At 64.1% G+C, this 26,122-nt stretch carries 33 protein-coding genes; 9 read left to right on the top strand and 24 right to left on the bottom strand.

Going from position 1 to position 26,122, the window contains the following annotated elements:
• On the top strand, positions 1-192 hold a 192-nt coding region (locus ABMA59_RS16190), incomplete at its 5' end, for a hypothetical protein (protein WP_349006395.1).
• Between the two features lie 448 nt (positions 193-640).
• On the opposite strand, the gene ABMA59_RS16185 is transcribed toward ABMA59_RS16190, so the two are convergent.
• Positions 641-1,822: an MFS transporter gene (locus tag ABMA59_RS16185; protein ID WP_349006394.1), complete on the bottom strand. Its 1,182-nt coding sequence runs from the start codon at positions 1,820-1,822 to the stop codon at positions 641-643.
• A 269-nt stretch (positions 1,823-2,091) separates the two neighbouring features.
• Between ABMA59_RS16185 and ABMA59_RS16180 the strand changes: the two genes are divergently transcribed.
• Complete coding sequence (locus tag ABMA59_RS16180; RefSeq protein WP_349006393.1) at positions 2,092-3,021, top strand: hypothetical protein; 930 nt, start codon at positions 2,092-2,094, stop codon at positions 3,019-3,021.
• Between the two features lie 146 nt (positions 3,022-3,167).
• On the opposite strand, the gene ABMA59_RS16175 is transcribed toward ABMA59_RS16180, so the two are convergent.
• The 3 genes from ABMA59_RS16175 to tesB all read right to left on the bottom strand — a co-directional run bounded on the left by ABMA59_RS16175 (position 3,168) and on the right by tesB (position 6,009).
• Positions 3,168-4,508, bottom strand: coding sequence for an ammonium transporter (locus ABMA59_RS16175; protein WP_349006411.1), 1,341 nt, complete (start codon positions 4,506-4,508; stop codon positions 3,168-3,170).
• A 67-nt stretch (positions 4,509-4,575) separates the two neighbouring features.
• Complete coding sequence (locus ABMA59_RS16170; protein WP_349006392.1) at positions 4,576-4,914, bottom strand: P-II family nitrogen regulator; 339 nt, start codon at positions 4,912-4,914, stop codon at positions 4,576-4,578.
• 219 nt (positions 4,915-5,133) lie between these two features.
• Positions 5,134-6,009, bottom strand: coding sequence for an acyl-CoA thioesterase II (gene tesB, locus ABMA59_RS16165; RefSeq protein WP_349006391.1), 876 nt, complete (start codon positions 6,007-6,009; stop codon positions 5,134-5,136).
• 79 nt (positions 6,010-6,088) lie between these two features.
• On the opposite strand from tesB, the gene ABMA59_RS16160 reads away from it, so the two are divergent.
• Positions 6,089-6,688 carry a GNAT family N-acetyltransferase gene (locus ABMA59_RS16160; RefSeq protein ID WP_349006390.1) on the top strand — a complete coding sequence of 200 codons (600 nt, stop codon included), beginning with the start codon at positions 6,089-6,091 and terminating at the stop codon, positions 6,686-6,688.
• Between the two features lie 6 nt (positions 6,689-6,694).
• A complete protein-coding gene (locus ABMA59_RS16155; RefSeq protein ID WP_349006389.1) occupies positions 6,695-7,954 on the top strand; it encodes a ubiquinone biosynthesis hydroxylase in 1,260 nt (419 codons plus the stop codon).
• Between the two features lie 51 nt (positions 7,955-8,005).
• Here the strand turns inward: ABMA59_RS16155 and ABMA59_RS16150 are convergent, their stop codons facing one another.
• Together ABMA59_RS16150 and ABMA59_RS16145 are read right to left on the bottom strand one after the other, a co-directional pair.
• Positions 8,006-8,209, bottom strand: a complete 204-nt coding sequence (locus tag ABMA59_RS16150) for a plasmid stabilization protein (protein ID WP_349006388.1) — start codon at positions 8,207-8,209, stop codon at positions 8,006-8,008.
• 135 nt (positions 8,210-8,344) lie between these two features.
• Positions 8,345-8,722, bottom strand: a complete 378-nt coding sequence (locus ABMA59_RS16145; protein WP_349006387.1) for a YciI family protein — start codon at positions 8,720-8,722, stop codon at positions 8,345-8,347.
• A 148-nt stretch (positions 8,723-8,870) separates the two neighbouring features.
• Here ABMA59_RS16145 and ABMA59_RS16140 point away from each other — a divergent pair, with 148 nt between their 5' ends.
• On the top strand, positions 8,871-9,329 hold the full coding sequence (locus ABMA59_RS16140; RefSeq protein ID WP_349006386.1) for a YbaK/EbsC family protein: 459 nt from the start codon (positions 8,871-8,873) through the stop codon (positions 9,327-9,329).
• A 139-nt stretch (positions 9,330-9,468) separates the two neighbouring features.
• Here ABMA59_RS16140 and ABMA59_RS16135 read toward each other — a convergent pair whose 3' ends face one another.
• Together ABMA59_RS16135 and ABMA59_RS16130 are read right to left on the bottom strand one after the other, a co-directional pair.
• Complete coding sequence (locus tag ABMA59_RS16135) at positions 9,469-9,825, bottom strand: YciI family protein (protein WP_349006385.1); 357 nt, start codon at positions 9,823-9,825, stop codon at positions 9,469-9,471.
• Positions 9,822-10,034 carry a hypothetical protein gene (locus ABMA59_RS16130; RefSeq protein WP_349006384.1) on the bottom strand — a complete coding sequence of 71 codons (213 nt, stop codon included), beginning with the start codon at positions 10,032-10,034 and terminating at the stop codon, positions 9,822-9,824. The genes ABMA59_RS16135 and ABMA59_RS16130 overlap by 4 nt, the downstream gene beginning before the upstream one ends.
• Before the next feature lie 204 nt (positions 10,035-10,238).
• On the opposite strand from ABMA59_RS16130, the gene ABMA59_RS16125 reads away from it, so the two are divergent.
• The gene (locus ABMA59_RS16125) at positions 10,239-10,664 is read left to right on the top strand and encodes an OsmC family protein (RefSeq protein WP_349006383.1); all 426 of its coding nucleotides are present in this window, start codon (positions 10,239-10,241) and stop codon (positions 10,662-10,664) included.
• Here ABMA59_RS16125 and ABMA59_RS16120 read toward each other — a convergent pair.
• From ABMA59_RS16120 to ABMA59_RS16075, 10 genes are all read right to left on the bottom strand, one after another.
• Positions 10,661-11,308, bottom strand: a complete 648-nt coding sequence (locus tag ABMA59_RS16120; protein WP_349006382.1) for a YceH family protein — start codon at positions 11,306-11,308, stop codon at positions 10,661-10,663. The two genes, ABMA59_RS16125 and ABMA59_RS16120, sit on opposite strands and share 4 nt — an antisense overlap.
• A 100-nt stretch (positions 11,309-11,408) precedes the next feature.
• Positions 11,409-12,188, bottom strand: a complete 780-nt coding sequence (locus ABMA59_RS16115) for a succinate dehydrogenase iron-sulfur subunit (protein WP_349006381.1) — start codon at positions 12,186-12,188, stop codon at positions 11,409-11,411.
• 3 nt (positions 12,189-12,191) lie between these two features.
• Complete coding sequence (locus tag ABMA59_RS16110; RefSeq protein ID WP_349006380.1) at positions 12,192-12,629, bottom strand: type II toxin-antitoxin system VapC family toxin; 438 nt, start codon at positions 12,627-12,629, stop codon at positions 12,192-12,194.
• Positions 12,626-12,868: a hypothetical protein gene (locus ABMA59_RS16105; RefSeq protein ID WP_349006379.1), complete on the bottom strand. Its 243-nt coding sequence runs from the start codon at positions 12,866-12,868 to the stop codon at positions 12,626-12,628. Before ABMA59_RS16105 ends, ABMA59_RS16110 begins: the two co-directional genes overlap by 4 nt.
• A gap of 88 nt (positions 12,869-12,956) precedes the next feature.
• Positions 12,957-13,388 (bottom strand): DUF3052 domain-containing protein, encoded by a 432-nt coding sequence (locus ABMA59_RS16100; RefSeq protein WP_349006378.1) that lies wholly within the window; start codon positions 13,386-13,388, stop codon positions 12,957-12,959.
• Entirely contained in the window at positions 13,385-14,203 is an 819-nt protein-coding gene (locus tag ABMA59_RS16095) for a suppressor of fused domain protein (RefSeq protein ID WP_349006377.1), read from the bottom strand. Before ABMA59_RS16095 ends, ABMA59_RS16100 begins: the two co-directional genes overlap by 4 nt.
• Before the next feature lie 9 nt (positions 14,204-14,212).
• Entirely contained in the window at positions 14,213-16,063 is a 1,851-nt protein-coding gene (gene sdhA, locus ABMA59_RS16090) for a succinate dehydrogenase flavoprotein subunit (RefSeq protein ID WP_349006376.1), read from the bottom strand.
• Positions 16,064-16,067: 4 nt separating this feature from the next.
• Positions 16,068-16,463 carry a succinate dehydrogenase, hydrophobic membrane anchor protein gene (gene sdhD, locus ABMA59_RS16085; RefSeq protein WP_349006375.1) on the bottom strand — a complete coding sequence of 132 codons (396 nt, stop codon included), beginning with the start codon at positions 16,461-16,463 and terminating at the stop codon, positions 16,068-16,070.
• A 2-nt stretch (positions 16,464-16,465) separates the two neighbouring features.
• Entirely contained in the window at positions 16,466-16,882 is a 417-nt protein-coding gene (gene sdhC, locus ABMA59_RS16080; RefSeq protein WP_349006374.1) for a succinate dehydrogenase, cytochrome b556 subunit, read from the bottom strand.
• A 458-nt stretch (positions 16,883-17,340) separates the two neighbouring features.
• A complete protein-coding gene (locus ABMA59_RS16075; RefSeq protein ID WP_349006373.1) occupies positions 17,341-17,676 on the bottom strand; it encodes a hypothetical protein in 336 nt (111 codons plus the stop codon).
• 606 nt (positions 17,677-18,282) lie between these two features.
• On the opposite strand from ABMA59_RS16075, the gene ABMA59_RS16070 reads away from it, so the two are divergent.
• The 3 genes from ABMA59_RS16070 (at position 18,283) to ABMA59_RS16060 (ending at position 21,603) form a co-directional block, all read left to right on the top strand.
• The gene (locus ABMA59_RS16070; RefSeq protein WP_349006410.1) at positions 18,283-19,290 is read left to right on the top strand and encodes a hypothetical protein; all 1,008 of its coding nucleotides are present in this window, start codon (positions 18,283-18,285) and stop codon (positions 19,288-19,290) included.
• Positions 19,291-19,573: 283 nt separating this feature from the next.
• Positions 19,574-20,953, top strand: coding sequence for an MFS transporter (locus ABMA59_RS16065; RefSeq protein WP_425475926.1), 1,380 nt, complete (start codon positions 19,574-19,576; stop codon positions 20,951-20,953).
• Between the two features lie 17 nt (positions 20,954-20,970).
• The gene (locus ABMA59_RS16060; protein WP_349006371.1) at positions 20,971-21,603 is read left to right on the top strand and encodes a LysE family translocator; all 633 of its coding nucleotides are present in this window, start codon (positions 20,971-20,973) and stop codon (positions 21,601-21,603) included.
• 14 nt (positions 21,604-21,617) lie between these two features.
• On the opposite strand, the gene ABMA59_RS16055 is transcribed toward ABMA59_RS16060, so the two are convergent.
• The 6 genes from ABMA59_RS16055 to ABMA59_RS16030 form a co-directional block, all read right to left on the bottom strand.
• Positions 21,618-22,019: a PIN domain-containing protein gene (locus ABMA59_RS16055; RefSeq protein ID WP_349006370.1), complete on the bottom strand. Its 402-nt coding sequence runs from the start codon at positions 22,017-22,019 to the stop codon at positions 21,618-21,620.
• Positions 22,009-22,239, bottom strand: a complete 231-nt coding sequence (locus tag ABMA59_RS16050; RefSeq protein WP_349006369.1) for an AbrB/MazE/SpoVT family DNA-binding domain-containing protein — start codon at positions 22,237-22,239, stop codon at positions 22,009-22,011. Before ABMA59_RS16050 ends, ABMA59_RS16055 begins: the two co-directional genes overlap by 11 nt.
• A 133-nt stretch (positions 22,240-22,372) precedes the next feature.
• Complete coding sequence (locus ABMA59_RS16045; RefSeq protein ID WP_349006368.1) at positions 22,373-23,770, bottom strand: NAD(P)(+) transhydrogenase (Re/Si-specific) subunit beta; 1,398 nt, start codon at positions 23,768-23,770, stop codon at positions 22,373-22,375.
• A gap of 1 nt (position 23,771) precedes the next feature.
• A complete protein-coding gene (locus tag ABMA59_RS16040) occupies positions 23,772-24,317 on the bottom strand; it encodes a hypothetical protein (RefSeq protein ID WP_349006367.1) in 546 nt (181 codons plus the stop codon).
• Between the two features lie 12 nt (positions 24,318-24,329).
• On the bottom strand, positions 24,330-24,764 hold the full coding sequence (locus ABMA59_RS16035; protein WP_349006366.1) for an NAD(P) transhydrogenase subunit alpha part 2: 435 nt from the start codon (positions 24,762-24,764) through the stop codon (positions 24,330-24,332).
• Positions 24,764-26,122 (bottom strand): Re/Si-specific NAD(P)(+) transhydrogenase subunit alpha, encoded by a 1,359-nt coding sequence (locus ABMA59_RS16030; protein ID WP_349006365.1) that lies wholly within the window; start codon positions 26,120-26,122, stop codon positions 24,764-24,766. The genes ABMA59_RS16035 and ABMA59_RS16030 overlap by 1 nt, the downstream gene beginning before the upstream one ends.

The following is a 26,122-nucleotide window of genomic DNA, read 5'->3' as shown; positions in this document are numbered from 1 at the left end:
CCCACGTTTCTCTTTCTTCAATCTTCAGTTGTCAAAGAACAGACACCGCAAAACGCAATGTCGTGGCCCAATCCGCTCTTGGCTTCGGGCCCGTCGAGTGTCGCTTACGCGGCTCTCTTGATTTCGGCCAACTCAGCGATACACAGAAGCGAACTTCTTCGTCGCCAGCAGCGTCGCCGCCGTCGTTGGTGAGGCGCATATAGGCCGCGACCGTCTGGGCTGTCAACACATCGCAACGGATTTTTTTATAAGTTTTTGAACACCGCCGTTTTTCACGTATGCGGACAACGCCACGCCTCGCCTCTTTCCAGCAATTCTTCCGGCTGGCCGCGGCGGGCAAAACGGCCTAGCCGCATGTGCTGGCGCTGTCCTCCCGGCGGACGCCAGGATATAGTTGCGCAACGCAGATCGTGGAGATTCGTCGCGCGGCATCTCCCTTGGAGACAAAGGAGGATCGCGGCTTCGATGCTTCGAGGACCCGGAAACTGGTGACCGCAAAACGCTCCGCGGCGTCATCACGACGCCGGCACGGCTCCCCGCCGTCTGGAAGGAGAAAGGTGACCCGGAGAGCCGGCGGGGCGGTTGAAATCAGGAACAGCAAATCGGCACCGGTATGGCGGTGCGAGCCGATGCCGCTGGCCTATTCGCCCGCCTTGCCGTGGTCGAAATCGGCGGTGTGCACCAAACGGCCCATCAGGCAGACAACCACCAGCAGGCCCGAAAGCGCCACGAAGATCATGGAAAACCCACCGGTATGCTCGGCGGTGAAGCCGATCGCCGAGGGCGCCAGCAAGATTCCCGAATAGCCCATCGTCGTCACCACGCTCATGCCCGTGGTCGAGGCCATTCCGGGCTGATTGCCGCCGGCCGAAAAGATGATCGGCACGACATTGGCTATGCCTATGCCCGCCAGCGCAAAGGCGGCGATCACCAGCCACGGTTCCGACGACAGCCCCGCCACCAGCATGCCGGCCGCCGCGATCAGGCTCGATAGTCGCAGCGTTTTGACCGCGCCAAATCGGTTGCGCACGGCGTCGCCGAGGAAACGCATCAGCGCCATGGCGCCGGCGAACAGGCCGAAGGCAAGGCCGGCTGTCGCAAGGTCGGCGCCGCGTTCCTGCTGGAGATAAAGCGCCGCCCAGTCGAGCACCGCGCCTTCCGGGATCATCGAGAACAGGGCCATCAAGCCGACGAGATAGACGGTCGGCGATTTCGGCAGCGCGAATTTGTGATGTTCATGCGTTGCCGGCGCCTTGTCGGCAATGACATGGCGGTAGCAGATAGCCAGCACCAGAAGGGCGATCAGCGTCACGCCGATGGCGTGGCTGAGATGGCCGTAGTTCTGGATGATCAAGCCGCCCGCGCCGCCGCCGAAAAAGCCGCCGAGGCTCCAGAAAGCATGCGACGACGACATGATGGCGCGTGACATGTAGCGCTCGACCGCCACCGCATTGGCGTTCATGGCGACGTCCATGCCGCCGATCAGGCCGCCGAACAGGAACATCGCTACCGCCGCCAGCGGCACGTTGGGCGCCAGCGCCACGCCGAGCAGGCCGAAGGCCGCGACGACGGCAAAGCCGCGCACAACCTTCTGCGACCCGTGACGCGACATCAGGTAGCCGGACCACGGCATGGCGGTGACCGCGCCGACGCCGAACAGCAGGATAAGCAGGCCGAGCGTGAATTCGCTGATGCCGAGCCGGTTCAGGAAGACGGGAATCTGCGGCGCCCAGCTTCCGGAAAGGAAGCCGTTCATGAAGAACAGAGCGGCGACTGCCCATCTGTGGCGCTGACCCGTGCGGATCATGTTGGAGGCGTCCATGGCGGCCTTTGCAACTGCTGAACGAGAGGCGCGGAAAATTAAATCGATTCAACTTCAAGTCAAGCCAACCGACCCGGAAGCGGTTGGACCAGAAAGGCGCTTTGCATGCGCCGGCCGAGAGCACAACCGCCTTGGAGACAAGGCGATTGACAATTTTTTTGTCCAGGCGTCGAATCGTGAACCGCGCCGGCGCCGACCCGGGCGAAACCGCGCATCGAAGCACCTTATCTCAGCGATTTCCGGGGCACGATTCTCTTCAAGGAGAAATCATGGCCAACTTCCAGATCTACGAGACCAAGGAAGACATCTCCGCCTTCGACCTGCCGCTGAACCGCGACGTCAAGCTGAGGCAATATGGCGGAGACAGGGATGGGAACCGGTTGGAGGTGACGCTCGCCCCAGGCGGGCCCGGCGGCGTCGACCTCACCGTCCTGCCGGAAAAGCTCGACGCGGCTTCGACCGCCTTCAATGCCCGCGGCACGCGGCAAGGCGCCTATGTCGAGATCTCGGCCTTCGTCGCCGGCTCGGGCCAGACGCAATATTACAGCAAAAACCTGGGCCTCACCGTTCACGGCGCACCGACGAAGAATGCAGGCTACGATGTCGATCTGCTGTCCAACCTGGCGATAAGCGGCAACGGCGCTCAGATACTCACCTATACGAGAATCTTCCATGGCTCCGCGGGCAAAAGCAACATGCTTTCGCAGGACCCTGACAAGCCGGTGCTCGATTGCGGCGACGTTGCGGGCGCCTATGGCGCCAAGCTTTTCGGCAAGGCAACCAACACGGACTGGATCGCCTACTACCTGCCGCCGAAAACCAGCAAGCGCGCGGACCTGCGATTCGAGCCCGGGCAGATGCGGGCCAAGATCGCCCGCATCAAGAGGCTGCTCGACCAGAACATAAGCGTGCGAGTCTGGGTGGTCGACGACGACGGGTTCAGCATCCCGTTCATTCAGAGCAACGCCAACAACACGCACTTCATCACTCTGATCGGTTATGCCGCCTCGAAATTCATGATGATCGACCCGTGGCCCGGCGGCTCGTCGCTGAATTATGACGGCGGCATGTACACTGCCAGGAAGGTGAATTTTTTGGGCGAGCTCGTCTTCGATCCGATGGATCTCGACAAGGGCATCCATTCTCCGGCGACGGTCGGCGGGATCATGAGCTACACGGTCATCGCCGGCCCGCAATAACCCGTCGCGCGCCGACTACGCGATCGGCTGGACAAACATCCGCCAAACAAAAAGAACCCGGCCGGAGCCGGGTTCAGGTCCGGGCGGCGCTTGCCGCCCGACGGGATGGAACGATGCGGCGCGGCGGACCGCGCCGGGAAACACGCTTACGAGTGATAGGCCACTTCGCCGTGCGAGGTGAGATCGAGGCCTTCGCGCTCGGCTTCCGGGGTCGGGCGCAGGCCGAAGATGGCATCGACGACCTTGTAGAGGATCGCCGAGATGACGCCGCTCCAGACGATCGTGATGACCACGGCGGTAAGCTGGGTCATGAACTGGGAGCCGATCGAAAAATCCTCGGCACCGGTGCCGCCCAGGAACGGCGCGGTCAGGATGCCGGTGCCGAGCGCGCCGATGATGCCGCCGACGCCGTGGACGCCGAACACGTCGAGCGAGTCGTCATAGCCGAGCTTCGACTTCACCGAGGTGACGAAGTAGTAGCAGACCGGCGAGACGACGAGGCCGAGGACGATTGCGCCGACCGGGCCGACGGTGCCGCAGGCAGGCGTGATGGCGACCAGGCCGGCGACCATGCCGGAGGCGGCACCCAGCATCGAGGCCTTGCCGCGGGCCAGGGCTTCGACCGCCGACCACGAGATGACCGCGGCCGCCGTGGCGACGAAGGTGTTCATCATGGCCAGCGCGGCGCCCGAGGTGGCTTCGAGGTTGGAGCCGGCGTTGAAGCCGAACCAGCCGACCCAGAGCATGGAGGCGCCGACCATGGTCAGCGTCATCGAGTGCGGAGCCATGTTGTCCTTGCCGAAGCCCGTGCGCTTGCCGACCAGGATGCAACCCACCAGCGCTGCGATGCCGGCATTGATGTGGACGACGGTGCCGCCGGCGAAGTCGATGGCGCCCATCTTGAAAATGTAGCCGTTGGCATCCCAGACCATGTGGGCGATCGGGAAGTAGACGAAGGTGACCCACAGGATCACGAACAGCACCACCGAACGGAAACGGATGCGCTCGGCGAACGCACCGATGATCAGCGCCGGCGTGATTGCCGCGAAGGTCATCTGGAAGCAGATGAAGACATATTCGGGAAGCACGACGCCCGACGTGAAGGTCGCAGCCGTCGTGTCCTTGGTGACGCCGGACAGGAAGACCTTTCCGAGGCCGCCCCAGAACGGGCTGGTGCCGCCGCCGAAGGCGATCGAATAGCCCCATAGCACCCAGACGATCATCACGACCGAGGCGATCATCGTGCACTGCATGAGCACGGAGAGCATGTTCTTGGCGCGGACGAGGCCGCCATAGAAGAGGGCGAGACCGGGAACGGTCATGAACAGCACGAGGGCGCTGGAGGTCATCATCCAGGCGACGTCACCCTTGTCGATGACATCGGCGGGAGCGGCGGGCGCCGCCGCGGCCGCTTCCGCCGCAGCGGGAGCCGCTTCCTGCGCGAAGGCGGCAAGCGTACCCAGCGCGCAGAGCGCCGCCGCGCTCATAAGGGTAGTGCGCGCCACCGGCGCAATCTTGTTCAGTAAGGTCATTGATATCTCCATGATGCCTGGCTTACAGCGCGTCGGTGTCGGTCTCGCCGGTGCGGATGCGCACGGCCTGTTCGATCGCGTAGACGAAGACCTTGCCGTCGCCGATCTGGCCGGTCTTGGCGGCCGAAGAGATAGCCTCCACCGCCTTGTCGACCATGTCGGACCCGACGGCGACCTCGATCTTGATCTTCGGCAGGAAGCTCACGGCGTATTCGGCACCGCGGTAGATTTCCGTATGACCCTTTTGACGCCCGTAGCCTTTGACTTCGGTGACGGTCAGGCCCTGTATGCCGACGGCGGTGAGCGCTTCGCGCACCTCGTCGAGCTTAAACGGCTTGATGATAGCCATCACGATTTTCATAAGGTTTCACCCTCTGCTTTGCGGGTCCCCCGCGTTTCGTGCCTCGGCCGGTTGCCGTGAGGCAGCCGATGAGTGCTGAGCGCAATTCAAGCTCCGTGCCAGTTGCGGCGCGGGGCTTTAACCCGTTGGAAATGAATGAAATCTCCGGCCTGCCGGCTCAGCGCCTTCGCAGACGCAGCAAATCACCTGCATAAAAAATAGGCAAAAAATGAAAAATGCCTATTCGGCAGGCGTTCGGCGCAGGCGAATGAGCCCTTCCTGTGCCACGGAAGCGATCAATCTGCCCTCCCGCGAATAGAGCGCACCGCGCGTGAAGCCGCGCGCGCCGCCCGCCGACGGACTGTCCTGCGTGTAAAGCAGCCAGCCGTCGAGCGGATCCTGGCGGTGGAACCACATCGCATGGTCGAGGCTCGCCGCCTGGATGTCCCGGTCGAAGACGGCGCGGCCATGCGCGAAAGTCGACGTGTCGAGCAGCGTCATGTCGGAGAGGTAGGCGAGGATGGCCGAGTGCACCGCGCGATCCGCCGGCACCGGGCCGGTGGCGCGGATCCAGATATGCTGCGTTGGCGGCAGTTTTTCGCGGCTTGTATAGTGTTCGAGGATGACCGGACGGATCTCCAGCGGCCGCTCGCGGGCCCAATAGCGCCGCACGCCTTCCGGCACGGCGTCGCCATAGTCGCGCAGAATCTCGGCCGGCGTCTTGAGCGTGTCTGGGTCAGGAACATCGGCGGGCATCGGCATCTGATGGTCCAGTCCGTCCTCGTCGACCTGAAAGGAAGCCTCCAGCGAGAAGATGATCTCGCCGTGCTGGATGGCCGCGACCCGCCGTGTCGTGAAAGAACCGCCGTCGCGGGTCCGCTCGACGTCGTAGACGACAGGCGCGGCGGTGTCCCCAGGCCGGATGAAATAGCCGTGCAGGGAATGCACATGGCGGTACTTGTCGACGGTTCGCTGCGCTGCCACCAGTGCCTGCGCGATAGTCTGCCCGCCGAATACGCGCTGCCAGCTCTCCTTCGGGCTGCGACCCCGATACAGGTTGTGTTCGAGCTTCTCCAGGTCGAGAATGGAGAGAAGCTCCTGCATGGCGGCCGACATTGAAGGTTCCTTCCTTGACCGATACCAGCCTCTCCGACACCGGAGCGCCCACGTCAAGCCAGGCGGATGGCCGCCGATCATGACGATCGCGTTTCGCAGGGAAAACGCCTTGGACAGGCCAGCGATGCAGGTCCGCGAGTTGTCGGCGGACGGAGATCGCGATTGCGTGCGTGCATTCTACGATCGGGTCTCCGACTATGTCCGGATGGAGAGCGGCCGCGAACCCGACGACGGTGTGGTGCGGGACTTCTTCTCCGATTGCCCGCCAGGAAAGGACCCGGCGAAGTCGTTGAAGCTCGGTCTTGCCGGCGATGACGGGCGGCTGGCCGGGCTCGCCGACATGGCTTTCGGCTACCCGCGGGCAAGCGATGCCTATATCGGCCTCCTGTTGATCGACTGCGCCTGCCGCGGCCGCGGATTGGGGCATTCCTTCCTAGGGTGGCTGACGGACACGGCCTGCGCCGCCGGCAGCGATCGGATGCTCGTCGCCGTCCTGGCCGAGAACACCCGCGGCCGCGCTTTCTGGGAACGCGAAGGGTTTTCCCTGGAGCGAAGTTTTCCCGCCGCAATGATAGGCGACAAGATGCATGTCAGGCATAGGCTCCAGCGTCCCTGCCCCGGGAAAAACGGAGCTCGCGGTCTTAGAGCCGGTCCTGCCGGTCGCAGCGACGAAAGGTGACGAACGATGGAACGCAACGACAGCAATCGCAAAGACCAGGCCCTCGACATTCTGGTGGCCGGCGCGGGTTATGTCGGGCTGGCGGTGGCCGTGTCGATCCGCCAGGCGCGGCCCAACCTGTCGGTCGCCGTCGTCGATGCCGCACCCGCCGGCGCATGGGAACGCGACGGCCGTGCCTCGGCCATCGCCGCGGCCGCATGCCGTATGCTCGGACAGTTAGACTGCTGGGACGAGATAGCCGGAAAGGCACAGCCGATCACCGACATGATCGTCACCGATTCGCGTACCAGCGATCCGGTGCGCCCGGTGTTCCTGACCTTCGGCGGCGACGTGGCGACGGGCGAACCCTTCGCCCACATGGTCGCCAACAAGGTGCTGAACGGCAGCCTGCGCCGCCGCGCCGCCGAACTCGGCATCGACATCATCGAAGGCGTGGCGGTCGAAGGTTTTGAAACCGGCGCCGGACGGGCGCTGGTGCATCTGGCCGACGGCGTGACGCTGCGCACCCGGCTGCTCGTCGCCGCCGACGGCGTGAAGTCGAGACTGCGCGACATGGCTGGCATCAAGACCGTGCATTGGGACTACGGCCAGTCTGGAATCGTCTGCACGGTGGCGCATGAACGGCCGCATGGCGGGCGCGCGGAAGAGCATTTTTTGCCGGCCGGCCCCTTCGCCATCCTGCCGCTGCATCCCGGCGAGGACGGCGGCAACCGCTCCTCCATCGTCTGGACCGAACGCACCGCCGACGCCGAACGGCTGGTCGCCGCCGACGAACTGGTTTTCGAAACAGAGCTGGAACTGCGCTTCGGCCTGAAGCTCGGCGAGATCCGGGTTGAAGGAAAACCCCGCGCCTGGCCGCTCGGCCTGACCCTGGCCCGCGATTTCGTCAAACCGCGTTTCGCGTTGGCCGGCGACGCCGCGCACGGCATCCATCCGATCGCCGGCCAGGGCCTCAACCTCGGCTTCAAGGATGCCGCCGCGCTTGCCGAGACCGTGGTCGAAGCCGATCGCCTCGGGCAGGATTTCGGCGCGCTCGACGTGCTGGAGCGCTACCAGCAGTGGCGGCGTTTCGACACCGTGCAGATGGGGATCACCACCGACGTGCTGAACCGCCTGTTCTCCAACGACTTCGCGCCGCTGCGCGCCGTGCGCGACGTCGGCCTCGGCCTCGTCGACCGGATGCCGCGCCTGAAGGACTATTTTATCCGCCAGGCATCCGGCCTGACCGGCGGCACGCCGAGGCTGCTGCGCGGCGAGGGGATCTAGAAATCCCAGAACTGCGTCGTGTGCCCACGATAAGCTTGGTGTCGGCGACGATCAGAAGTCAGGGCCTGGATTGACGCTTCTGGTATCCTGAATGACGACTTCCAGATCGATGTCGGTCCCGTGGTCATTGGATATTCCCAGATAGAACGACGCCGCAGGCTTCCTGCTGGCGATCGAACATTTCTCCCACTGCGCCAAGCGAGGGGTCAGATCTCGTGCTTTTGCGCCAACAACGGAAAGCCGTGGTTCAGTCATTTGACCTCCGGGAAGCTCATGACCGCGGTAAAGGATACAGCAGTGCGATCAAAATGGTAGGTCGCGGCAAGATGGCAGAACTCGCCACATTTGCCGAGCAAGAATAGTGTCTGTCGGCTTGACCTCGCCTGACGATCACCCCTCCGGCTGCTCCAGTTCCGGATCGCCGTGGAACGAGATGCCGCGCACCTCGATGAATCCCGTCTTCGCCAGCGGGCTCATGCTGGCCAGCTCGACGGCTTCATCCATGCTCTCGGCTTCGATCAGGACAAAACCGATCAATTGCTCCTTGGTCTCGGAAAAGGGACCGTCCACGACATGGCGCTTTTTCGCCCGCACGCGCACCGTCCTGGCGCTGTACGGCAGTTTCAGCGGCCGCGCCATGACGATCTTGCCCTCCTTCTCCAGCCTTTCGTCATAGGCTTTCGCCTCGCGCTGCATGGTCTCGATCTCCGACGCGGACATGCGCCGGAAGACCTTTTCGTCATGATAGATAAGGCAGATATAGTGCATTCTCTTCTCCTTCGGCGAAGGCGGACACGCCCGCATCGACAAGACGCCGGAAAGGCGAACCGGCCGACGTTTCCGCCCCAGGATTTTTCCGCCTATCAGATCGCCGCCGCACATTGTCACGCACCGCCGCAATCGATAAGCCTGCCGCATGTCCCTTTCTTCCGTCCGCGCCTTCTTCGCCGAAAACGCACCCGACATCGCCGTTATCGTCACCGAGCAGAGTTCGGCCACGGTGCAGCTCGCCGCCCAGGCCCATGGCGTCGAGCCGGCGCAGATCGCGAAAACCATCTGCCTGCGCGTCGGCGACAAGATCATGCTGATCGTTGCCGGTGGGCTTGCGCGGCTCGACAACCGCAAATTCAAGGACCGGTTCGGCGGCAAGCCGCGGATGCTGGACGCCGAGGAGGTCGTGGCAGCGACAAGCCATCCGGTCGGCGGCGTCTGCCCGTTCGGTCTGCCTTCGCCGCTGCCGGTCTATTGCGACGCCTCGCTGAAGCGTTTCGATGAAGTCGTGCCGGCCGCCGGCGCCACCAACGCGGCGGTAAAGCTGTCGCCGGACCGCATGGCGGCGCTGGTCGAGGCCGAGTGGGTGGACGTCTGCCAGTAAAGGTTAAGTGCTGGGGACAGTTTACTTTTTGGCCAGCGCCTGCCTTGAGGCGGCCGCGCCTTACCGCCGAAACAAAGTAAACTGTCCCCTGCGCCGACCCTTCAAGCACCGACCGCTAGCGAACGGTTTTTCGCCCTACTCACGACCCCGGAATATCGTAAATCCCGCGGACCTCGATCGTACCCATCTCCGCCAGCGGAATGCCGGCCGCGATCTCCAGCGCCTCGTCGAGATTCTTTGCCTCGACCAGGATAAAACCAAGCAACTGTTCCTTGGTTTCGGCGAAAGGTCCGTCGCTGACCAGCGTCTTGCCCTTGCGCCGGCGCACGCTTTTGGCGGATTTTGCCGACTGCAAGGCCTCGGCTGCGATGAACCGACCGCTCGCTTGCAGCGACCGGTCGTAGGCAATCGAGGATGCGTTGAGCTTTGCTGAACCCTCCGGCGTCAGCGTATGCAGGTCTTTTTCCTCGCCATAGACCAGGCACATGTATTTCATCGTACTTCTCCCTGTTGAACGGCATCATAGGCAACAACCCCTGTGGCATCATCGCCGGTCTGCCGCGCCGCCAGATCGAGGCAGCAGACAAGCGCGGCGATCAGGCCGAGCGCGATGGCCAGGCGGAAAAGGCCGGCAGGCCTCGGCGAAAGGCGGTCTTCGCGGCTGCGACAAAAATCCTTCGGAAACGCATCGAAAAGCAGGCTCATTTAAACCTCCGTCCGGCCGCGTCATCGCGGTCGCACGCAGGACGGACGCCGGTTCGAAAAGCCGACATTTTTACACGCGGTTTTTTTGCCGCTGGTTCCGGGCATCGTGCTTTTCGAAAACGCGGCGCTGGCGCCGTCACGAGCGCGCGCTATAGTTCCGTCCGAAGCCGGCGACCGGCTCGCCATTGCAACAGGGAGACCATCATGGACCGTCACGCCACCGCCGTCTGGAAAGGCACGCTCAAGGAGGGCGCCGGCACGCTCGACACGCAGAGCAGCGCACTAAAGAGCCTGCCCTATTCGTTCAAGGGCCGTTTCGAGGACGAGAGCGGCAAGTCCGGCACCAATCCGGAGGAACTGCTGGCCGCCGCCCATGCCGGTTGCTTCGCCATGCAGCTTTCGCATTTCCTTGCCGAGAACGGCACGCCGGCCGAAAAGCTCGACGCCAAGGCGGTGGTGACGCTGGTGCCGGGAACCGGCATCACCGGCAGCGCGGTCACGCTCGTCGGCACGGTGCCGGGCATCAGCGCGGAGAAATTCAAGGAACTGGCCGACAAGGCCAAGGCCGAATGCCCGGTGTCGCGCGCGCTTGGCGCGATCAAGGTTTCGCTGGACGCAAAGCTGGCCTAGGCGCCGGCGGCCTCCAGCCTGGCCTTCAGCCCGGCGACCTCTTCCTCCAACCGGCGCAAGCGTTCTTCCAGTTCGCTCAGCGCGGAGCCGGCGGGCGCGGCGACGCGCGCCGCCGGTGCCGGGATCGACGACACATCGACATCACCGGCCAAAAGATGGGCGAAACGGTCCTCGCGTTGGCCGGGCGCACGGCCGATCTCCTTGACCAGCGGCGGACGCCGGCCGACCAGCATGTCGAGTTCGGTGCGCACGGCGTCGGCCGAGCCGAAGTTGGCCATGCGGTCGGTGCGGGTCTGCAGTTCGTTCAGCGTCTGCGGCCCGCGCAGCAGGAGCATGGCGACCAGCGCGCTCTGTGGCGTGGTCAGGCTGAATTTCCGCGACGCCGTCTGCTCGTAGCGGTCGACGCGCGACGCCATCATCCGCCGCGCCAGGCCTTTTTCCTCCAGCAACTTGAGCGTGCGGTTGATGTCGACAGGCTCCAGCGCCATTACCGGCTCGCGCGAGGTTTTCTGGTTGGCCGCGGACTGCAGCGCGTTGAGCGACAGCGGATAGACGTCCGGCGTCAGAAGCTGCTTTTCCATCAGGCAGCCGAGCACACGGACTTCGGCGGGGTTGAGGAACGGAAGGTCGCTGATCGTGTTCATGCCCTCGCTTCTCGCAAAAGTGCGCAAAGGCGGCAAGCGTTACCGCAGTGCGCCGCTACCGCCTGACCGGAAATTGAACCCCGCAATCTGCGGCGTTCCGTCAGACCCTTCTCTCCACCATCATTTTCTTGATCTCGGCGATCGCCTTGGCCGGGTTCAGGCCCTTCGGACAGGTCTGCGCGCAGTTCATGATGGTGTGGCAGCGGTAGAGCCGGAACGGGTCCTCCAGATTGTCGAGCCGCTCGCCCTTCGCCTCGTCACGCGAATCGATCAGCCAGCGATAGGCTTGAAGCAGCGTGGCCGGCCCCAGATAGCGCTCGCCGTTCCACCAGTAGCTCGGGCACGAGGTCGAGCAGCAGGCGCACAGGATACATTCGTAGAGCCCGTCCAGCTTCTGGCGGTCGTCATGGCTCTGCAGCCATTCCTTGGCGGGCTCCGGCGACACGGTCTTCAGCCAGGGCTCGATCGACCGGTGCTGCGCGTAGAAATTGGTGAGGTCCGGCACCAGGTCCTTCACCACCGGCATATGCGGCAGCGGATAGACCTTCACCGCGCCCGAAATGTCGTCCATGCCCTTGGTGCAGGCCAGCGTGTTCGACCCGTCTATGTTCATGGCGCACGAGCCGCAAATCCCCTCGCGGCAGGAGCGGCGCAGCGTCAGCGTCGGATCGATCTTGTTCTTGATCCAAAGCAGCGCGTCGAGCACCATCGGCCCGCAATCGTCCATGTCGACGAAATAGGTGTCGACGCGCGGGTTCTCGTCGTCGTCCGGTGACCAGCGATAGATCTTGTACTCGCGCAGATTGGTCGCGCCTTCCGGCTTCGGCCAGGTCTTGCCGGCATTGATCTTCGAGTTTTTGGGGAGGGTGAGTTCGACCATGGATCAGTGCTCCGACACTGGAGGGATATCCGCGAGAGGCTTCAAGTAGCGATAGTGATTTGAAGGGCGGGTCTTTGCTAAGAAGCGCTGGTCGGCAGTCACGAGCATCGCGTCCGGCAAAGCAACGGCAAGCGCGAGAAACATGCAGTCGTACACGGAATGATGTAGCTCGCGTGCCAGCCTCAGCGCTGGCGCCAACAGCTCGGCGGACGGTGCCCTTCGCCCGAAGAATCGTGGCAGGTCGCTGATAGCACTATCCACTTGGGTTTCGGTAATGTCACCCAGGCGCTGCTTGCGCCACAAGACGTTGGCGACTTCAATTAAGGCAAAATCCGGCGTCGCCAAATCCGTGCCCGCGACAAGCAAGGCGTGGGCATGCGACTGATCCGTTTCTTCGACGAACCATTTCAAGATTGCGGAGGTATCGACCACAAAGATCATTCGTCTCGGTCTCGATCCTCTCGCAGCAGCAGCGTACTGTCCGTCTGAATATGGTCTTTCGGCGTCATCGCTGAAATCCTGCGAGCAACCGCCAACCGGTCAAATTCCGGTTCTGCCGCCAGCACAGACGCAAGTATGCTCAAGGCTTCGGTCTCGACACTTCTGCCATGCTCATTCGCGAGGCTGAAAAGCTTTCGCACCAGCTTCGCATCCTCGATGCGAATGTTGATAGCGTTCATGGCCAGTTTCCCCATGGACGGTTGCTTTGTTCCGCTCCCGTAAGAAGTTGGAGCGAAACCCGCCATTTGCAATCGGCTGAACCTGTGGTCACCGCCGGTCCTTCCTTATCACGAGCTTCAGCCCGGACCAGATTTCGTCGATGGCCGCGACCTTGACGTCGACCAGATCGAGTTTCAGTGCCTCCCCGCGCACCACGTCCTCGGTGACGTCGGTTGGCACTTTCGAGGCTTTCTTCGGCCATGACACCCAGATCATGCCATCGCGCCGGATCGCCGATTGAAGGGTGGGCAGGTGGCTCTCGATCTCGGCGCGCTGTTTGGTGAAAGCGTGGATTGCATTGTAGACTTGGTTCCTGCCGTGAAGACCTGACCAGTCGCCGAAGCGCTCGACGGTTGCGAAATCTGCCGCGCTCGCCAGTTCCTCCAATTCCGCCGGCAATGCGGCGAAGGCCGTCGTCATATCCGGCTTCAGGCCAAGTTTGACAGCCAGCGCATTGCCTGAATAGCCGACCGTCGTCATCGCGGCAGCCCCGGCGCAACGCTTGGACGCGTTTCGACGACCATTTCGGATACGCCAGCTTTGGCAAAGGCCGGCATCAGAACATCGAACCCGAGGTCCAGCTTGGCCTGCATTTCGTCGGGATAGACCGGAACTACGGCGAATAGACCAATTCTCGTCCCGTCCGACGCTTCGACCGTCCGGTATTGTTCCGGCCAGTCATGAAGCGGTGTCAGAACGACACCATCCAATTTGGTATTGGGCGAAAATGGCTCCGCTGGAGCGCCGTTCGGGACAGAATGCCCTTCCCACAACCAGGTTCTGTATTCGTGGGGAAAACGGGCAAGGAATTTTAGAGTACCAACAGGCCAGTACCTGTTCCAATCCCCAAGCTCTGCTTCGGGGATCATGCCTTTTTCGTCCTTGGTGAACCAATTGCCGGGGAGGGCAATCACCAGCTCTGAAAATCCATAATCCGCCGGATCAAGCCCTTCCGGCGTTGACATTGCTCTATCGCTCATCCCGCTCGTCACGAACGTCCACCGGTTGCGCTCCTGTCTGGGCGGGAATACCAGCACATCCAAGTGAACCGAAGTCGATTCTATCTCGTGGAATACGTAGCCTTCGCCCAACAGGGGTTTTAGCTGCTCTTCAATATCCTTCAGATGGATCGCTTCGCCTTCGGGGGTGCTATGGTCCGGCACAACATTTTCATAGCGGTGGATTGTCGAGCCACCCGGGGAAATCTCCTCCGCGCGTGCCTCCATGCACACCAGCGCGAAGGCCATGATGCAGGTCAAAGCGCTGCCTGACAGAACGTGGGGCGCAGCGCTCATCTGTGTGCCCTAGTAGACCCGCGCCTTGGGCGCGATCTTCTTCGGATCGATGCCACCCTGCTCGACCGGCAGCGTCGTCTCCGTATGCACCGGGCGGTAGCCCAGCGTCACTTTTCCCGACGGATCGACCCAGGCCAGCGTGTGCTTGCGCCAGTTGGCGTCGTCGCGCCCGCCATACGGACCCTCGGCATAATCCTCGCGGGCGTGCGAGCCGCGGCTCTCCTTGCGGGCCTCCGCGCCATAGACAGTGGCGATGGCGTTGGCCATCAGGTTTTCCAGTTCCAGCGTCTCGACCAGGTCGGAGTTCCAGATCATCGAGCGGTCGGAGACTTTTATGTCCTTCAGCTCGCCCCAGATTTCCGAGATGCGCTTGCAGCCGTTTTCCAGCGATTCCTGCGTGCGGAACACGGCGGCGTCCTCCTGCATGGCGCGCTGCATCTTTTCCCGCAGCACGGCGGTCGGCGTCGAGCCGTTGGCATTCCGCAGCCGGTCGAAGCGCTCCATGATCTTGTCGACCGACGCCTCGTTGACGGCCGGGATCGGCGCGTTGCGGTCGATCACCTGGCCGGCGCGGATCGCCGCGGCGCGGCCGAACACGACCAGGTCGATCAGGGAATTGGAGCCCAGCCGGTTGGCGCCGTGCACGGAGGCGCAGCCCGCTTCGCCCACAGCCATCAGCCCGGGCGACACGCGGTCCGGCTCCTCCGGCGTCGGGTTCAGCACCTCGCCCCAATAGTTCGTCGGCACGCCGCCCATATTGTAATGCACCGTCGGCAGCACCGGGATCGGCTCGCGGGTCACGTCGACGCCGGCAAAAATCTTCGCCGATTCCGAGATGCCAGGCAGCCGCTCGTGCAGCACCGCCGGGTCGAGGTGGTCGAGGTGCAGAAAAATGTGGTCCTTGTTCTTGCCGACGCCGCGCCCCTCGCGGATCTCCAGCGTCATGCAGCGCGAGACCACGTCGCGCGACGCAAGGTCCTTGGCCGACGGCGCGTAGCGTTCCATGAAACGCTCGCCCTCGGAATTGACGAGATAGCCGCCCTCGCCGCGCGCACCCTCGGTGATCAGGCATCCCGCGCCGTAGATGCCGGTCGGGTGGAACTGCACGAACTCCATGTCCTGCAGCGGCAGCCCGGCGCGCGCCACCATGCCGCCGCCGTCGCCGGTGCAGGTGTGCGCCGAGGTCGCCGAGAAATAGGCACGGCCATAACCGCCCGTCGCCAGCACCACCATTTTTGCCGAAAAGCGGTGGATCGTGCCGTCGTCGAGGTTCCAGGCGACCACGCCGGTGCAGCGGCCGTCCGGCTCCATGATCAGGTCGAGCGCGAAATATTCGATGAAGAACTGCGCGTTGTGGCGCAGCGACTGGCCGTAGAGCGTGTGCAGGATGGCGTGGCCGGTGCGGTCGGCGGCGGCGCAGGTGCGCTGCACCGGCGGGCCTTCGCCGAACTGGGTCATGTGGCCACCGAAAGGCCGCTGGTAGATCTTTCCTTCCTCGGTGCGCGAGAAAGGAACGCCGTAGTGCTCAAGCTCGTAGACCGCCGCCGGCGCCTGCTGCACCATATATTCCATGGCGTCGACGTCGCCCAGCCAGTCCGACCCCTTGACGGTGTCGTACATGTGCCACTGCCAGTTGTCCGGCCCCATATTGGCCAGCGACGCGGCGATACCGCCCTGAGCGGCGACGGTGTGCGAGCGCGTCGGGAAGACTTTCGTGATGCAGGCGGTGCGCAGCCCCTGCTCGGCCATGCCCAGCGTGGCCCGCAGGCCGGCGCCGCCGGCGCCCACCACCACCACGTCGAATTTGTGATCGACGAAATTGTAACCCTTGCCGGCGGCCGCCGATATTGCCTGTGCCACTGGATCAGCCCCCGAACGCCATTTTGAGCAGAGCGAAGCCGGTGAACACCCCGACCGCGATAGTGAAGAAGGTGTTGGCGAGCAGCAGCGCGAGCTTCATGCCCTCACCGTGGATATAGTCCTCGATGATCACCTGCATGCCCAAGCGCATGTGGTAGAGGCCGGAGATCACGAAAAGCAGCAGCACCAGCGCCACGAACGGGCTGGCGAGCACGGCGCGGGTCTCGTCGAAGCCGGCGCCGTTCAGTGCCACCAGCAGGCCGACGAAGAACAGGGTCAGCGGGATGTTGCCTACAGCCGTCAGCCGCTGCCTCCAGAAATGCTCAGTGCCTTCGCGCGCCGATCCAAGTCCGCGGACTTTTCCGAGCGCGGTGCGCATGTCCTTGTTGCCGCCGCTCATGGTCAGGCTCCCCGCGCCAGATAGCCACCGATCCAGATTGCCAGCGTCAGCACGACCGAAGCGGCCAGCGTCGCCCAGGCGACCTTCGACGCCGTATGCTTCTCCAGCCCGGCGCCGGTGTCCCAGACCAGATGGCGGATGCCGCCCATCATGTGGTGCATCAGCGCCCAGGTGTAGCCGAACAGCACGAGGCGCCCGAGCCAGGAGCCGAAGATGCCGTCGACGAAATCGAAATAGCTTTGCGAGGTCGACGCCGCGATCAGCCACCAGGCGACCAGCAGCGTGCCGAAATACAGCGCGCCGCCGGTGATACGATGGATGATCGACATCGTCATGGTGATGGGCGGGCGGTAGATGCTGAGATGCGGCGAGAGTGGCCGGGCGCGCGGGGTTTGGCGGGTGGCTGGTGATTGGCTCATGGCTGCCCCTTGTCTTCGTCGCCCGTCCGTCGCCGGAACGACTTGGACCGTATCCGGATGCGACTGGACGATGGCTACTTAATGCGCTTTTTGCACCGCGTCAAAGGTCAAAAAACCGTTGCCCTGCGCGGCTTTAGTCAAGAAGAATGAGCAATCGCCGCGTGCGCTGCACTTCAATCGTTTGAAGCTGTTGGAGACGATTGGGGGCCCGTGACTGTCGGCTGAATCGTCGTCGGCCAGCCTTTGAGCCAGGCGCGAAAAAACCTTTTCGGGGGCGGCCTGTTTCCGATGCCGGCAAAGCGGAAGCGTGTCGCCGGCCTCATTCCGCCGGTGAGGGTTTGGGACAAGGCCGAGGACTTCGTCGCAGGGCCGGGCTGGTGGCCCGGACAAGACGAAGCCCCGATGGATTTGGCCCAGACCGGCACCGGCAGAATGAGGCCGGTTGGGTGCGGCATGCTTTAGCGGGCGCAGTCCATGGGCTTGCCGCCCTTGACGAAAAGCGCGTTATCCCCTTCCAGCACCAGCGCATAGCCGGGAATGCCGTAGCGCGAGCGCTGTTCGGCGGGCGCGGCGGGCAAGGTCACCGCCTCGCCGGTCGTGTCAGTCAGGACCACCTCGCTGGAGCGGTTCTCGACCGTGATCGAGCCATCCTCACCGCAGCGATAGTTGGTGACGCCGGGCCGGCCGGACGGCTCAGCCGTGGCATGCGTGGACCCCGCATCGCCCTCCCCGACACAGGCGGCAAGGCAGGCAAAGGGAATAGCGAGAAGGGCAATCCGAATGGTCCGACGCAACGCAACCTCCTAACCCCTTCCGCGGATGGAATGCATACAGTCGGACAGGATTCGCGATCAATAGGGCGGCAGCGGGGCAAGTCCGCTATCCACCGCCGGTTTGCCCAAGCACGATTTCAAGGGGTTAGGCGCAATGGCCGAGCGCTGGCTTCCCGGCGGCGAACCTTTAGGGAAAGGGCTACGGCGGTCAGGCCGCCATCGGCAGGCTTCGCCGAGGGCGACCTTGCAATTGAACCGGCTTCGCCGGCAGCCGGCTCATGCGATGGAGTGCAACGCGGGATGCGACTGTCCGACAGACCCGAAATTGCACGGGTCCGTCCAACATCCCGAAATGCGTCCGTACAACACGATGCTTTACGGGGAACAAAAAGCGGAGCCCTTATTTTCTTTCGCCAGAAGGCGCCGTGGCAGCCCGGAGGTCACGCTGGACGGAAAAGCCAAACTTCCCCGGCACTTGCTTGCTGCCGTTTCCCCGGGATCGCTCTCCCCTGGCGGGTCGTTATCGGCATCCATCAGCATTATTTTCCCGAAACCTTTCCCCGCCCCTCCCGACCCGCGCGATAATCCTCGCCGCCCGTGTCGGGAAAGGAAGCGGCTGTGCTGGCGATGGACTGGAATGCGGCAATCGACAAGAACCGGGAGGCGCTGAAGCGTATCCTCGCCATGCTCGTCGCCATGGCCGGGCTGAGCGGCGGTGTCAAGCTTGGCGCTGAGGCCGGAATGGCTACCGGTGCCGGGCATGGCGCCGGGGAGCTTGGCGCCGGTGAGCCTGGCGCCGGTGAGCCTGGTGCTGGGGGACCGTTTTTTTTGTTTCCGCAGCAAGGCGCTGCCGCTTCAAGGCGGGCGCGGGCGGAAAAAAAACTGTCCCCGGCACTGACCCTCCCTCGCCGCCTCCACCGCGCCGTTCTCAGACTGCTGCGCCCAGCCGAAGCAGCAGCGCGAAGGCTGATCATCGTGGCGGCGCGCGGGCTGGTGGTGACCTTGCCGCCGCAGCGCCCGCGAAAACCGAAACCGAAAAACCCTGAACCGCTGCTGCGCGGCTTCGGCATCGCCGTCACCCTGTCGCGCGACGATCTCAGGCGTGCCGCAGCGGCCAGGCGGGCCGCGGAAATCCGCGCCGCCCGCCCGAAACGGCTCAGCCTGCCGCTGCTCGATCCGCTGCGAGACCCGTTCCGCGTCCAGCGCCGCTATCAGCCCGCGCACAGCGTGCCGCGCATTCTGTTTCCCGGCGTCGCCGATCCATCTTCCTTCCCGCGACCGCCATCGCCTCGCGATCCTATAAACGCGGCGCGTCTGGCGCTCCGACTGCAAGCGCTGGCTGCCGCGCTGGACGACCTGCCGGGCCAGGCAAAACGTTTTGCCCGCTGGAAGGCACGGCGCGACGCGGCACTCGCCCGAGACAGGGATGCAAGCAAAGCAGGTGCACAAACCCGACGGCGCGACGCGGCCAGTTCGCACAGCAAAGGTCGCCGCGCGAATTGGATCCGCCTCAGTCCGCTGAAACCCGGCCGGCCGCCCGGCTGGAGCCGAAAGCCCGCCCATGACGTCCACGAGGTCTTGGACGTCGTCCACGGACTTGCCATGTGGGCGCTGGAACCTGCCGACACGTCATGACGCCATACCGCCCGACGCCGCAAACGCAGGCATCGACGGCCGGCGCGGATTTTTCGCGGCGCGGCGACGATCCCTGCTGTCGGAAAATGCCGTTGCCCACCAATTGGTAAGTCCCGTCGAACCTGCTTGGTCCCGCCCCGCCCTGCCCCAATCGACAGGCTTTCCAGCCTCTTGACCTCAACTCCGGTTGAGGTCCTATCACCCCCGCCATCGCGTCGCGGGACGCGCTGACAGGGAGTAGGACGTGGCGGAAAGCACAACGGTTCGGGTGGACTGGCGGGTCATGTGGGCGAGCGGCGACCTCGCCCGCTTCTGCTTCATTTGTCTTGGCATCCTGCTGCATGCCACCAACGAGACGATGGTGGCGACCGTCATGCCGGCCATGGTCGGCGACCTCTCGGGCGTGGAACTCGTCGGCTGGTCGCTGGCCGTCTACGAGATCGGCGCGATCACCGCCGGCGCGGCGGCCGGGCGCATGACCAGCTACGTCTCGCTGCGCACCAACATGGTCGTCGCCGCCCTCCTCTATTCCGCCGGCGCGCTGATCTGCGCGGCCGCGCCGTCCATGCCGGTGTTCCTCGGTGGCCGCATCGTCGAGGGGCTTGGCGGCGGCGCGCTGGTGTCGCTGGCCTTCGTCTCGGTAGAGCGCCTGTTCCCCAAAAAAATCTGGCCGCAGCTTTTCGGCGTCATTTCCGCGATCTGGGGGGTCGCCGCCTTCAGCGGCCCGATGCTGGGCGCATTGCTCTCCGAGCACCTGTCCTGGCGCTGGGCCTTTGGCGTGTTCGTCATCGGCGGACTGGTCGCGGCACTTGCCAGCCTTTTCGTGCTGCGCGGCCCCGCGGCGACCCGGCGGCGCTCGGACGGCGCGGCGCTGCCGCGCTTCCCGGTCGCGGCGCTTGCCGTCATGGCGGCCAGCGTGGTGCTGATCGCGCTGGCCGGCGTAAGGGTGGAGCCGCTGCGCTCGTCGTTGCTGCTGGCTGCTGGACTGGCCGGCATCGCTGTATTCTTCATGCTCGATGCAAAACTGCCGGCGGCGCGGCTGTTCCCGTCGCGGCCCTTCGACCTCAGGACGCCGCTCGGCAACGGCCTGGTCATGGTCGCCACCTTCTCGATCGCCACCTGCTCCTTCGGCGTCTACGGACCCCTGCTGCTGACCAGCCTGCACGGCATATCCGTGCTGACGACGGGCTACATCATCGCCGCCGAATCGATCGCCTGGTCGATCCTGTCGATCATGGTCGCCAACGCCCCGCCGCGGCGCGAGCGCTCCCTCGTGCTTGCCGGCGCGCTTATGATCGCCGGCGGCGTCGCCGGCTTCGCCTGGACGGTCCCCGCCGGCAACATCCCGCTGATCCTTGCCTGCGCGGTCCTGCAGGGCGGCGGCTTCGGCATCGCCTGGCCGTTCGTCACCCGCATCATCGTCGCCTCGGCGCCGGCGGCCGAGCAGACCGTCGCGTCCTCCGCCGTGCCGACGATGCAGCGCATCGGCTACGCCGTCGGCGCGGCAAGCTGCGGCATCGTCGCCAATGCCGGCGGCTTCTCGCAGGGACTTTCCGGCGAGGCCGAAGCCAATGTCGCGGCCTGGCTCTTCCTCGCCTTCCTGCCGCTCGCATTGCTGGGTTGCATTGCCGCCTGGCGGCTGCCGCCCACGTCCAACGCCTGATCCTGAAAGCTCAAAGCATGTCCGAACCGACAAACCTGCTCGCCTTCATCCTGATTGCCATCGGCATGGTGCTGACACCCGGCCCGAACATGATCTACCTGGTCTCGCGATCGATCGGCCAGGGGCCGAGGGCGGGACTGATCTCGCTCGGCGGCGTCGCGCTCGGCCTTGTCATCTACATGCTCTGCGCCGCCTTCGGCATCACCGCGCTGCTGTTTGCCGTGCCCTATGCCTACGACGTGCTGCGCCTCGCCGGCGCCGCCTATCTCCTGTGGCTCGCCTGGCAGGCGGTGCGCCCCGGCGGCCGGTCGCCGTTCCGCGTCCGCGACCTGCCGAAGGACCGTCCGCGAAAACTGTTCCTCATGGGTTTCCTGACGGCCCTGCTCAACCCGAAGATTGCGGTGTTCTACCTGTCGCTGCTGCCGCAATTCATCGATCCCTCGCGCGGCGACGTTTTCGGCCAATCGCTGCTGCTCGGCGCAACGCAGGTCATGACCAGCGTCACCGTCAACACAATGATCGTGCTCGGCGCATGCTCGATCAGCCTGTTTCTCGGCCGCAATCCCTTCTGGATGACGCTGCAGCGCTGGCTGATGGGTACGGTCCTCGCCGGCTTCGCCGTCAGGATGGCGACGGAGGCGCAGCGGTAGGGCTTGCCCGGCCCTTACCCACTGAACGGGTTGGCGATCCGGAGCTGTCCCTCGACTACCATCCCGTGATGCATGTCCTCGGACCACAAAGTCTCGCAGCCGTTCAGAAGCGCGGCTGCGACGATCATCGCATCGTAGGTCGAGAAGCCATGCTTCGCGGCGAGTTTGAGACCTTGTTCGTGTATCTCGACCGTTACCGGGACCACGGCAAGAAATCCGCGAATGAGTTCCAGAAAGTCTTTGATTTCCGTCCAGGGTTTCAGATGTTTCTTGCGGGAAACATTGGCGATCTCGTTCAGAACCTGGACGCTGATCATCCCGCCTGCGGCTAGAAGACCAAGCACCTTCGAAGTGTCTCGCTCCTCCCGGAACGCCAAACCGAGCAGGACATTCGTGTCGAAGAAACTACCGCTCATTGGCCTCATCACGGTCGAACTTGAAATCTGCAGGAAGCCAGCCGCGATAGGCCCGCAGGCGCTTGATCAAGTCTTCGCGGGACGGCGCTTTCAATATCTCGAATTGCTCCCCTGCTCGGGCGCGAAGTTCGATCTCATCTCCCTCTTTCAGGTCGAGCGCTTCGACGACGGCGGCCGGAATGCGCACTGCAAGGCTGTTGCCCCATTTCGCAACCTTCATCGCAACGCTCCATTGGATATACGAACACAATATGTATATCCGCCGTGAACCGCGGGCAACGTTGAGGTGGCTATGCCCAACAAAAAGCCCGGCGCGATGGCCGGGCTCGGACTGTTTGCGGCTTGGCAACCGCTCAATGATCCATCGCCTTGACGATTTCCTCGGTCATCTTCTTGGCGTCGCCGAGCAGCATCATGGTGCCGTCCTTGTAGAACAGCGTGTTGTCGATGCCGGCGTATCCCGAGCCGAGCGAACGCTTGACGAACAGGCAGGTGCGGGCCTTGTCGACGTCGAGGATCGGCATGCCATAGATCGGCGAGTTCTTGTCGTCGCGTGCCGAAGGGTTGGTCACGTCGTTGGCGCCGATGACATAGGCGACGTCGGCCTGCGCGAACTCGGAGTTGATGTCCTCCAGCTCGAACACCTCGTCATAGGGCACGTTGGCCTCGGCCAAGAGCACGTTCATGTGGCCGGGCATACGGCCTGCAACCGGGTGAATCGCATACTTCACCTCGACGCCATGCGCCTTCAGCTTGTCGGCCATCTCGCGCAGCGCATGCTGGGCCTGCGCCACCGCCATGCCGTAGCCCGGGACGATGATCACCTTCTGCGCGTTCATCATCAGGAAGGCGGCGTCGTCGGCCGAGCCCTGCTTGACCGTGCGCTCGATGCCGTCGTCGCTGGCCGCCGCCGTCTCGCCGCCGAAACCGCCGAGGATGACCGAGATGAAGCTCCGGTTCATGCCCTTGCACATGATGTAGCTGAGGATCGCACCGGACGAGCCTACCAGCGCACCGGTGATGATCAGCGCCAGATTGCCCAGCGTGAAGCCAAGTGCCGCCGCCGCCCAGCCCGAATAGCTGTTCAGCATCGACACCACCACCGGCATGTCGGCGCCGCCGATCGGGATGATGAGCAGCACGCCGAGCGCCAGAGATGCGACAACGATCAGCCAGAAGATCGTCGTGCTTTCGGTGGTCACCAGCATGACGATCAGCACGACCAAAGCCGCGCCAAGCAGGATGTTGATGAGATGCCGCATCGGCAGCATGATCGGCTTGCCCGACATGCGGCCGTCGAGTTTCAGGAAGGCGATGACCGAGCCGGTGAAGGTGATGGCGCCGATGGCGACGCCAAGGCTCATCTCCACCAGCGCCTGGCTGTGGATGTCGCCGACCCTGCCGATCCCGAAACTCTCCGGCGCGTAGATGGCGGCGGCAGCGACCATGACGGCGGCAAGGCCGACGAGCGAATGGAACGCGGCAACGAGTTGCGGCATAGCCGTCATGGCGATGCGCCGCGCCGTGTAGGCGCCGACGCCGCCGCCTATGGCGAGGCCGACGGCGATCAGCAGCCACTTGCCGCCCGAAGGCGCCGCAAGGAATAGCGTCGTGACGATGGCGATGGCCATGCCGACCATGCCGTAAAGATTGCCCTGCCGGCTGGTGGTCGGATGCGACAGGCCGCGCAGCGCCAGGATGAACAGGATGCCGGAAACGAGATAGAGGAAGGAAGCGAGGTTGGCGTTCATGCTACTTTAAGGCCTCCACCGACCCGCCATCAAATTCGACACCAATGAACTGCGGATAAACCTGGCGCATAATCACAACCTGCTGCGCATCGTTGACACGAAGTAGATACCAGGCGCCTTCATCGAGAAGGGCAAGCGTCTGCGAAGTCGCCCTAAACCTGCCAGTTTCGCCTGCGTCCATGATCGTCACCGTGGGGATCAGCACGTACGGTTCCCCGGTCGGCAGTTCTCGCTGGAGAGCATTGGCAAGATCCATGCTGAAAGACTCAAGCTTGATCCCCGCAAGAGCAGTGGTCAGTTGCTCGATCATCAACTTGTTCAGCGCCTCGACCTCAATGCCGGCTGTGCTTGCTAGATACGCGACGACCTTCGGCGGAATGGTCTTGGTCACTATTGAGTAATCCGCATCGCGCGTTCCCGCATTGAAAGCGGCAACTGTATCGGCGAGCTGACGGTGTTCCGAATCAGTCAGCGGACGCGCGAAAACGACGCCACCGGCAAAGATTACCGCCGATATAAAGGCAATGAGCCGCTTGATCGTCGTCATTTGTGGGGCGACCTACTTGGCGCTCTCTTTCTTCTTGTACATGGCGAGCATGCGCTGGGTGACCAGGAACCCACCGAAGATGTTCACGGAAGCGAGCGCCAGCGCCACGAAGCCGAAGCCGGTGGCAGCACCGGAGGCCGAGATACCGACCGCCAGCAGCGCGCCGACCACGATGACCGAAGAGATCGCATTGGTGACCGCCATCAGCGGCGTATGCAGGGCCGGCGTCACCGACCAGACCACATAGTAGCCGACGAAGATTGCCAGCACGAAGATGGCGAAGCGGAAGACGAAGGGATCGATCGCTCCGCCCGACAGCGCGTGCGCCGCGTCGCCCGCCGCATCGGCGGCGGCCGGAGCGTTGGCCAGATCCTGAACCGCGAGCTTGACCGCCTCGGTCGCCTTGTCGAGTTGGTCGAGAGCCTGCTGAAGCGCCGACTGTTCCATCATGCGTCTCCCTGGGTCTTCTTGGCGGATTTCCTGCGGCCCGCGGGTTTGGCCGCCGGCTCGGGCGCCTCGACGTGCCTGTACGGACCTTCAGCCGGCGCTGCGCCCGCGCCCTTTTTCCTGACGACCTTCGGTTTCGACGGTTCGACAGGCTCGACATGGCGGGCCGGGCCTTCGGCCGCCGCGGCGGCAGGCTTGGCCGGCTCCGCCGTGACAAGTGCCGCCGCAGCCGCAAAATTCGGATGCACGACGTTGCCGCCGTCGGTCAGCATGGTTGCCTTGGCCAGCTCGTCGTCGCGCTTGATGGCGATCTGCTTCGCTGCCTTGTCGACCATCGTCTCCAGGAATGCGAACAGGTTCTTCGCATAGAGCAGCGAGGCCGAGGCGGCGACGCGGCCGGGCACGTTCAGATGGCCGACGATCTTCACGCCATTGTCGGTGGTCACGACCTGGCCCGCCACCGCGCCCTCGACATTGCCGCCGCGCTCGACCGCGAGATCGACGATCACCGACCCCGCTTTCATGGAAGCCACCATCGCCGCCGACACCAGCTTCGGCGCCGGGCGTCCGGGGATCAGCGCGGTGGTGATCACGATGTCCTGCTTGGCGATGTGGTCGGCGGTCAGCGCAGCCTGCTTGGCCTGATATTCCTTGGACATTTCCTTGGCGTAGCCGCCCGCCGTCTCGGCCGCCTTGAATTCCTCGTCCTCGACCGCCAGGAACTTTGCACCCAGCGAGGCGACCTGCTCCTTCACCGCCGGGCGCACGTCGGTCGCCGTCACGATGGCGCCCAGCCGCCGCGCCGTAGCGATCGCCTGCAGGCCGGCGACGCCGACGCCCATGATGAAGACCTTCGCCGCCGGCACGGTGCCGGCCGCCGTCATCATCATCGGCAGCGCCCGGTCGTATTCGGCAGCACCATCGATCACCGCCTGGTAGCCGGCGAGATTCGCCTGCGACGACAGCACGTCCATCACCTGCGCACGGGTGATGCGCGGCATCAGTTCCATGGCGAAGCCGGTCACGCCGGCGCGCGCCATGTCGGCAAGTGCGGCGTCATTGCCATAGGGATCCATGATCGCAAGGACCGCCGCGCCTGCCTTGTAGCCTTTGAGTTCGGCGGCCGTCGGGCGGCGTACCTTCAGCACCACGTCCGCCCGGCCGGCGTCGGACGCCTTGCCGATGGTCGCGCCCGCCGCGGCGAAATCCGCATCGACGATGCGCGAGCCCAGACCCGCGCCCGCCTCGACCACGACCTCGAAACCCAGCCCGGCAAGACGCTTCACCGTCTCCGGCGAGCCGCCGACGCGTGTCTCGCCGGCATCGACTTCCCTGGGTATGAATATGACCTGTCCCAC

It is taken from the genome of Mesorhizobium yinganensis, assembly GCF_040081985.1.
In the GTDB taxonomy this organism is placed as follows: Bacteria; Pseudomonadota; Alphaproteobacteria; order Rhizobiales; family Rhizobiaceae; genus Kumtagia; species Kumtagia yinganensis.
This window is presented reverse-complemented; position numbering and strand designations above follow the sequence as displayed.

Coding starts and splice junctions, on each gene's coding strand:
- ABMA59_RS16185 (WP_349006394.1), bottom strand. CDS start 1,822: ATGGACGCCTCCAACATGATCCGCACGGGTCAGCGCCACAGATGGGCA.
- ABMA59_RS16180 (WP_349006393.1), top strand. CDS start 2,092: ATGGCCAACTTCCAGATCTACGAGACCAAGGAAGACATCTCCGCCTTC.
- ABMA59_RS16175 (WP_349006411.1), bottom strand. CDS start 4,508: ATGAGCGCGGCGGCGCTCTGCGCGCTGGGTACGCTTGCCGCCTTCGCG.
- ABMA59_RS16170 (WP_349006392.1), bottom strand. CDS start 4,914: ATGAAAATCGTGATGGCTATCATCAAGCCGTTTAAGCTCGACGAGGTG.
- tesB (WP_349006391.1), bottom strand. CDS start 6,009: ATGTCGGCCGCCATGCAGGAGCTTCTCTCCATTCTCGACCTGGAGAAG.
- ABMA59_RS16160 (WP_349006390.1), top strand. CDS start 6,089: ATGACGATCGCGTTTCGCAGGGAAAACGCCTTGGACAGGCCAGCGATG.
- ABMA59_RS16155 (WP_349006389.1), top strand. CDS start 6,695: ATGGAACGCAACGACAGCAATCGCAAAGACCAGGCCCTCGACATTCTG.
- ABMA59_RS16150 (WP_349006388.1), bottom strand. CDS start 8,209: ATGACTGAACCACGGCTTTCCGTTGTTGGCGCAAAAGCACGAGATCTG.
- ABMA59_RS16145 (WP_349006387.1), bottom strand. CDS start 8,722: ATGCACTATATCTGCCTTATCTATCATGACGAAAAGGTCTTCCGGCGC.
- ABMA59_RS16140 (WP_349006386.1), top strand. CDS start 8,871: ATGTCCCTTTCTTCCGTCCGCGCCTTCTTCGCCGAAAACGCACCCGAC.
- ABMA59_RS16135 (WP_349006385.1), bottom strand. CDS start 9,825: ATGAAATACATGTGCCTGGTCTATGGCGAGGAAAAAGACCTGCATACG.
- ABMA59_RS16130 (WP_349006384.1), bottom strand. CDS start 10,034: ATGAGCCTGCTTTTCGATGCGTTTCCGAAGGATTTTTGTCGCAGCCGC.
- ABMA59_RS16125 (WP_349006383.1), top strand. CDS start 10,239: ATGGACCGTCACGCCACCGCCGTCTGGAAAGGCACGCTCAAGGAGGGC.
- ABMA59_RS16120 (WP_349006382.1), bottom strand. CDS start 11,308: ATGAACACGATCAGCGACCTTCCGTTCCTCAACCCCGCCGAAGTCCGT.
- ABMA59_RS16115 (WP_349006381.1), bottom strand. CDS start 12,188: ATGGTCGAACTCACCCTCCCCAAAAACTCGAAGATCAATGCCGGCAAG.
- ABMA59_RS16110 (WP_349006380.1), bottom strand. CDS start 12,629: ATGATCTTTGTGGTCGATACCTCCGCAATCTTGAAATGGTTCGTCGAA.
- ABMA59_RS16105 (WP_349006379.1), bottom strand. CDS start 12,868: ATGAACGCTATCAACATTCGCATCGAGGATGCGAAGCTGGTGCGAAAG.
- ABMA59_RS16100 (WP_349006378.1), bottom strand. CDS start 13,388: ATGACGACGGTCGGCTATTCAGGCAATGCGCTGGCTGTCAAACTTGGC.
- ABMA59_RS16095 (WP_349006377.1), bottom strand. CDS start 14,203: ATGAGCGCTGCGCCCCACGTTCTGTCAGGCAGCGCTTTGACCTGCATC.
- sdhD (WP_349006375.1), bottom strand. CDS start 16,463: ATGAGCGGCGGCAACAAGGACATGCGCACCGCGCTCGGAAAAGTCCGC.
- sdhC (WP_349006374.1), bottom strand. CDS start 16,882: ATGAGCCAATCACCAGCCACCCGCCAAACCCCGCGCGCCCGGCCACTC.
- ABMA59_RS16070 (WP_349006410.1), top strand. CDS start 18,283: ATGGACTGGAATGCGGCAATCGACAAGAACCGGGAGGCGCTGAAGCGT.
- ABMA59_RS16065 (WP_425475926.1), top strand. CDS start 19,574: ATGTGGGCGAGCGGCGACCTCGCCCGCTTCTGCTTCATTTGTCTTGGC.
- ABMA59_RS16060 (WP_349006371.1), top strand. CDS start 20,971: ATGTCCGAACCGACAAACCTGCTCGCCTTCATCCTGATTGCCATCGGC.
- ABMA59_RS16055 (WP_349006370.1), bottom strand. CDS start 22,019: ATGAGCGGTAGTTTCTTCGACACGAATGTCCTGCTCGGTTTGGCGTTC.
- ABMA59_RS16050 (WP_349006369.1), bottom strand. CDS start 22,239: ATGAAGGTTGCGAAATGGGGCAACAGCCTTGCAGTGCGCATTCCGGCC.
- ABMA59_RS16045 (WP_349006368.1), bottom strand. CDS start 23,770: ATGAACGCCAACCTCGCTTCCTTCCTCTATCTCGTTTCCGGCATCCTG.
- ABMA59_RS16040 (WP_349006367.1), bottom strand. CDS start 24,317: ATGACGACGATCAAGCGGCTCATTGCCTTTATATCGGCGGTAATCTTT.
- ABMA59_RS16035 (WP_349006366.1), bottom strand. CDS start 24,764: ATGGAACAGTCGGCGCTTCAGCAGGCTCTCGACCAACTCGACAAGGCG.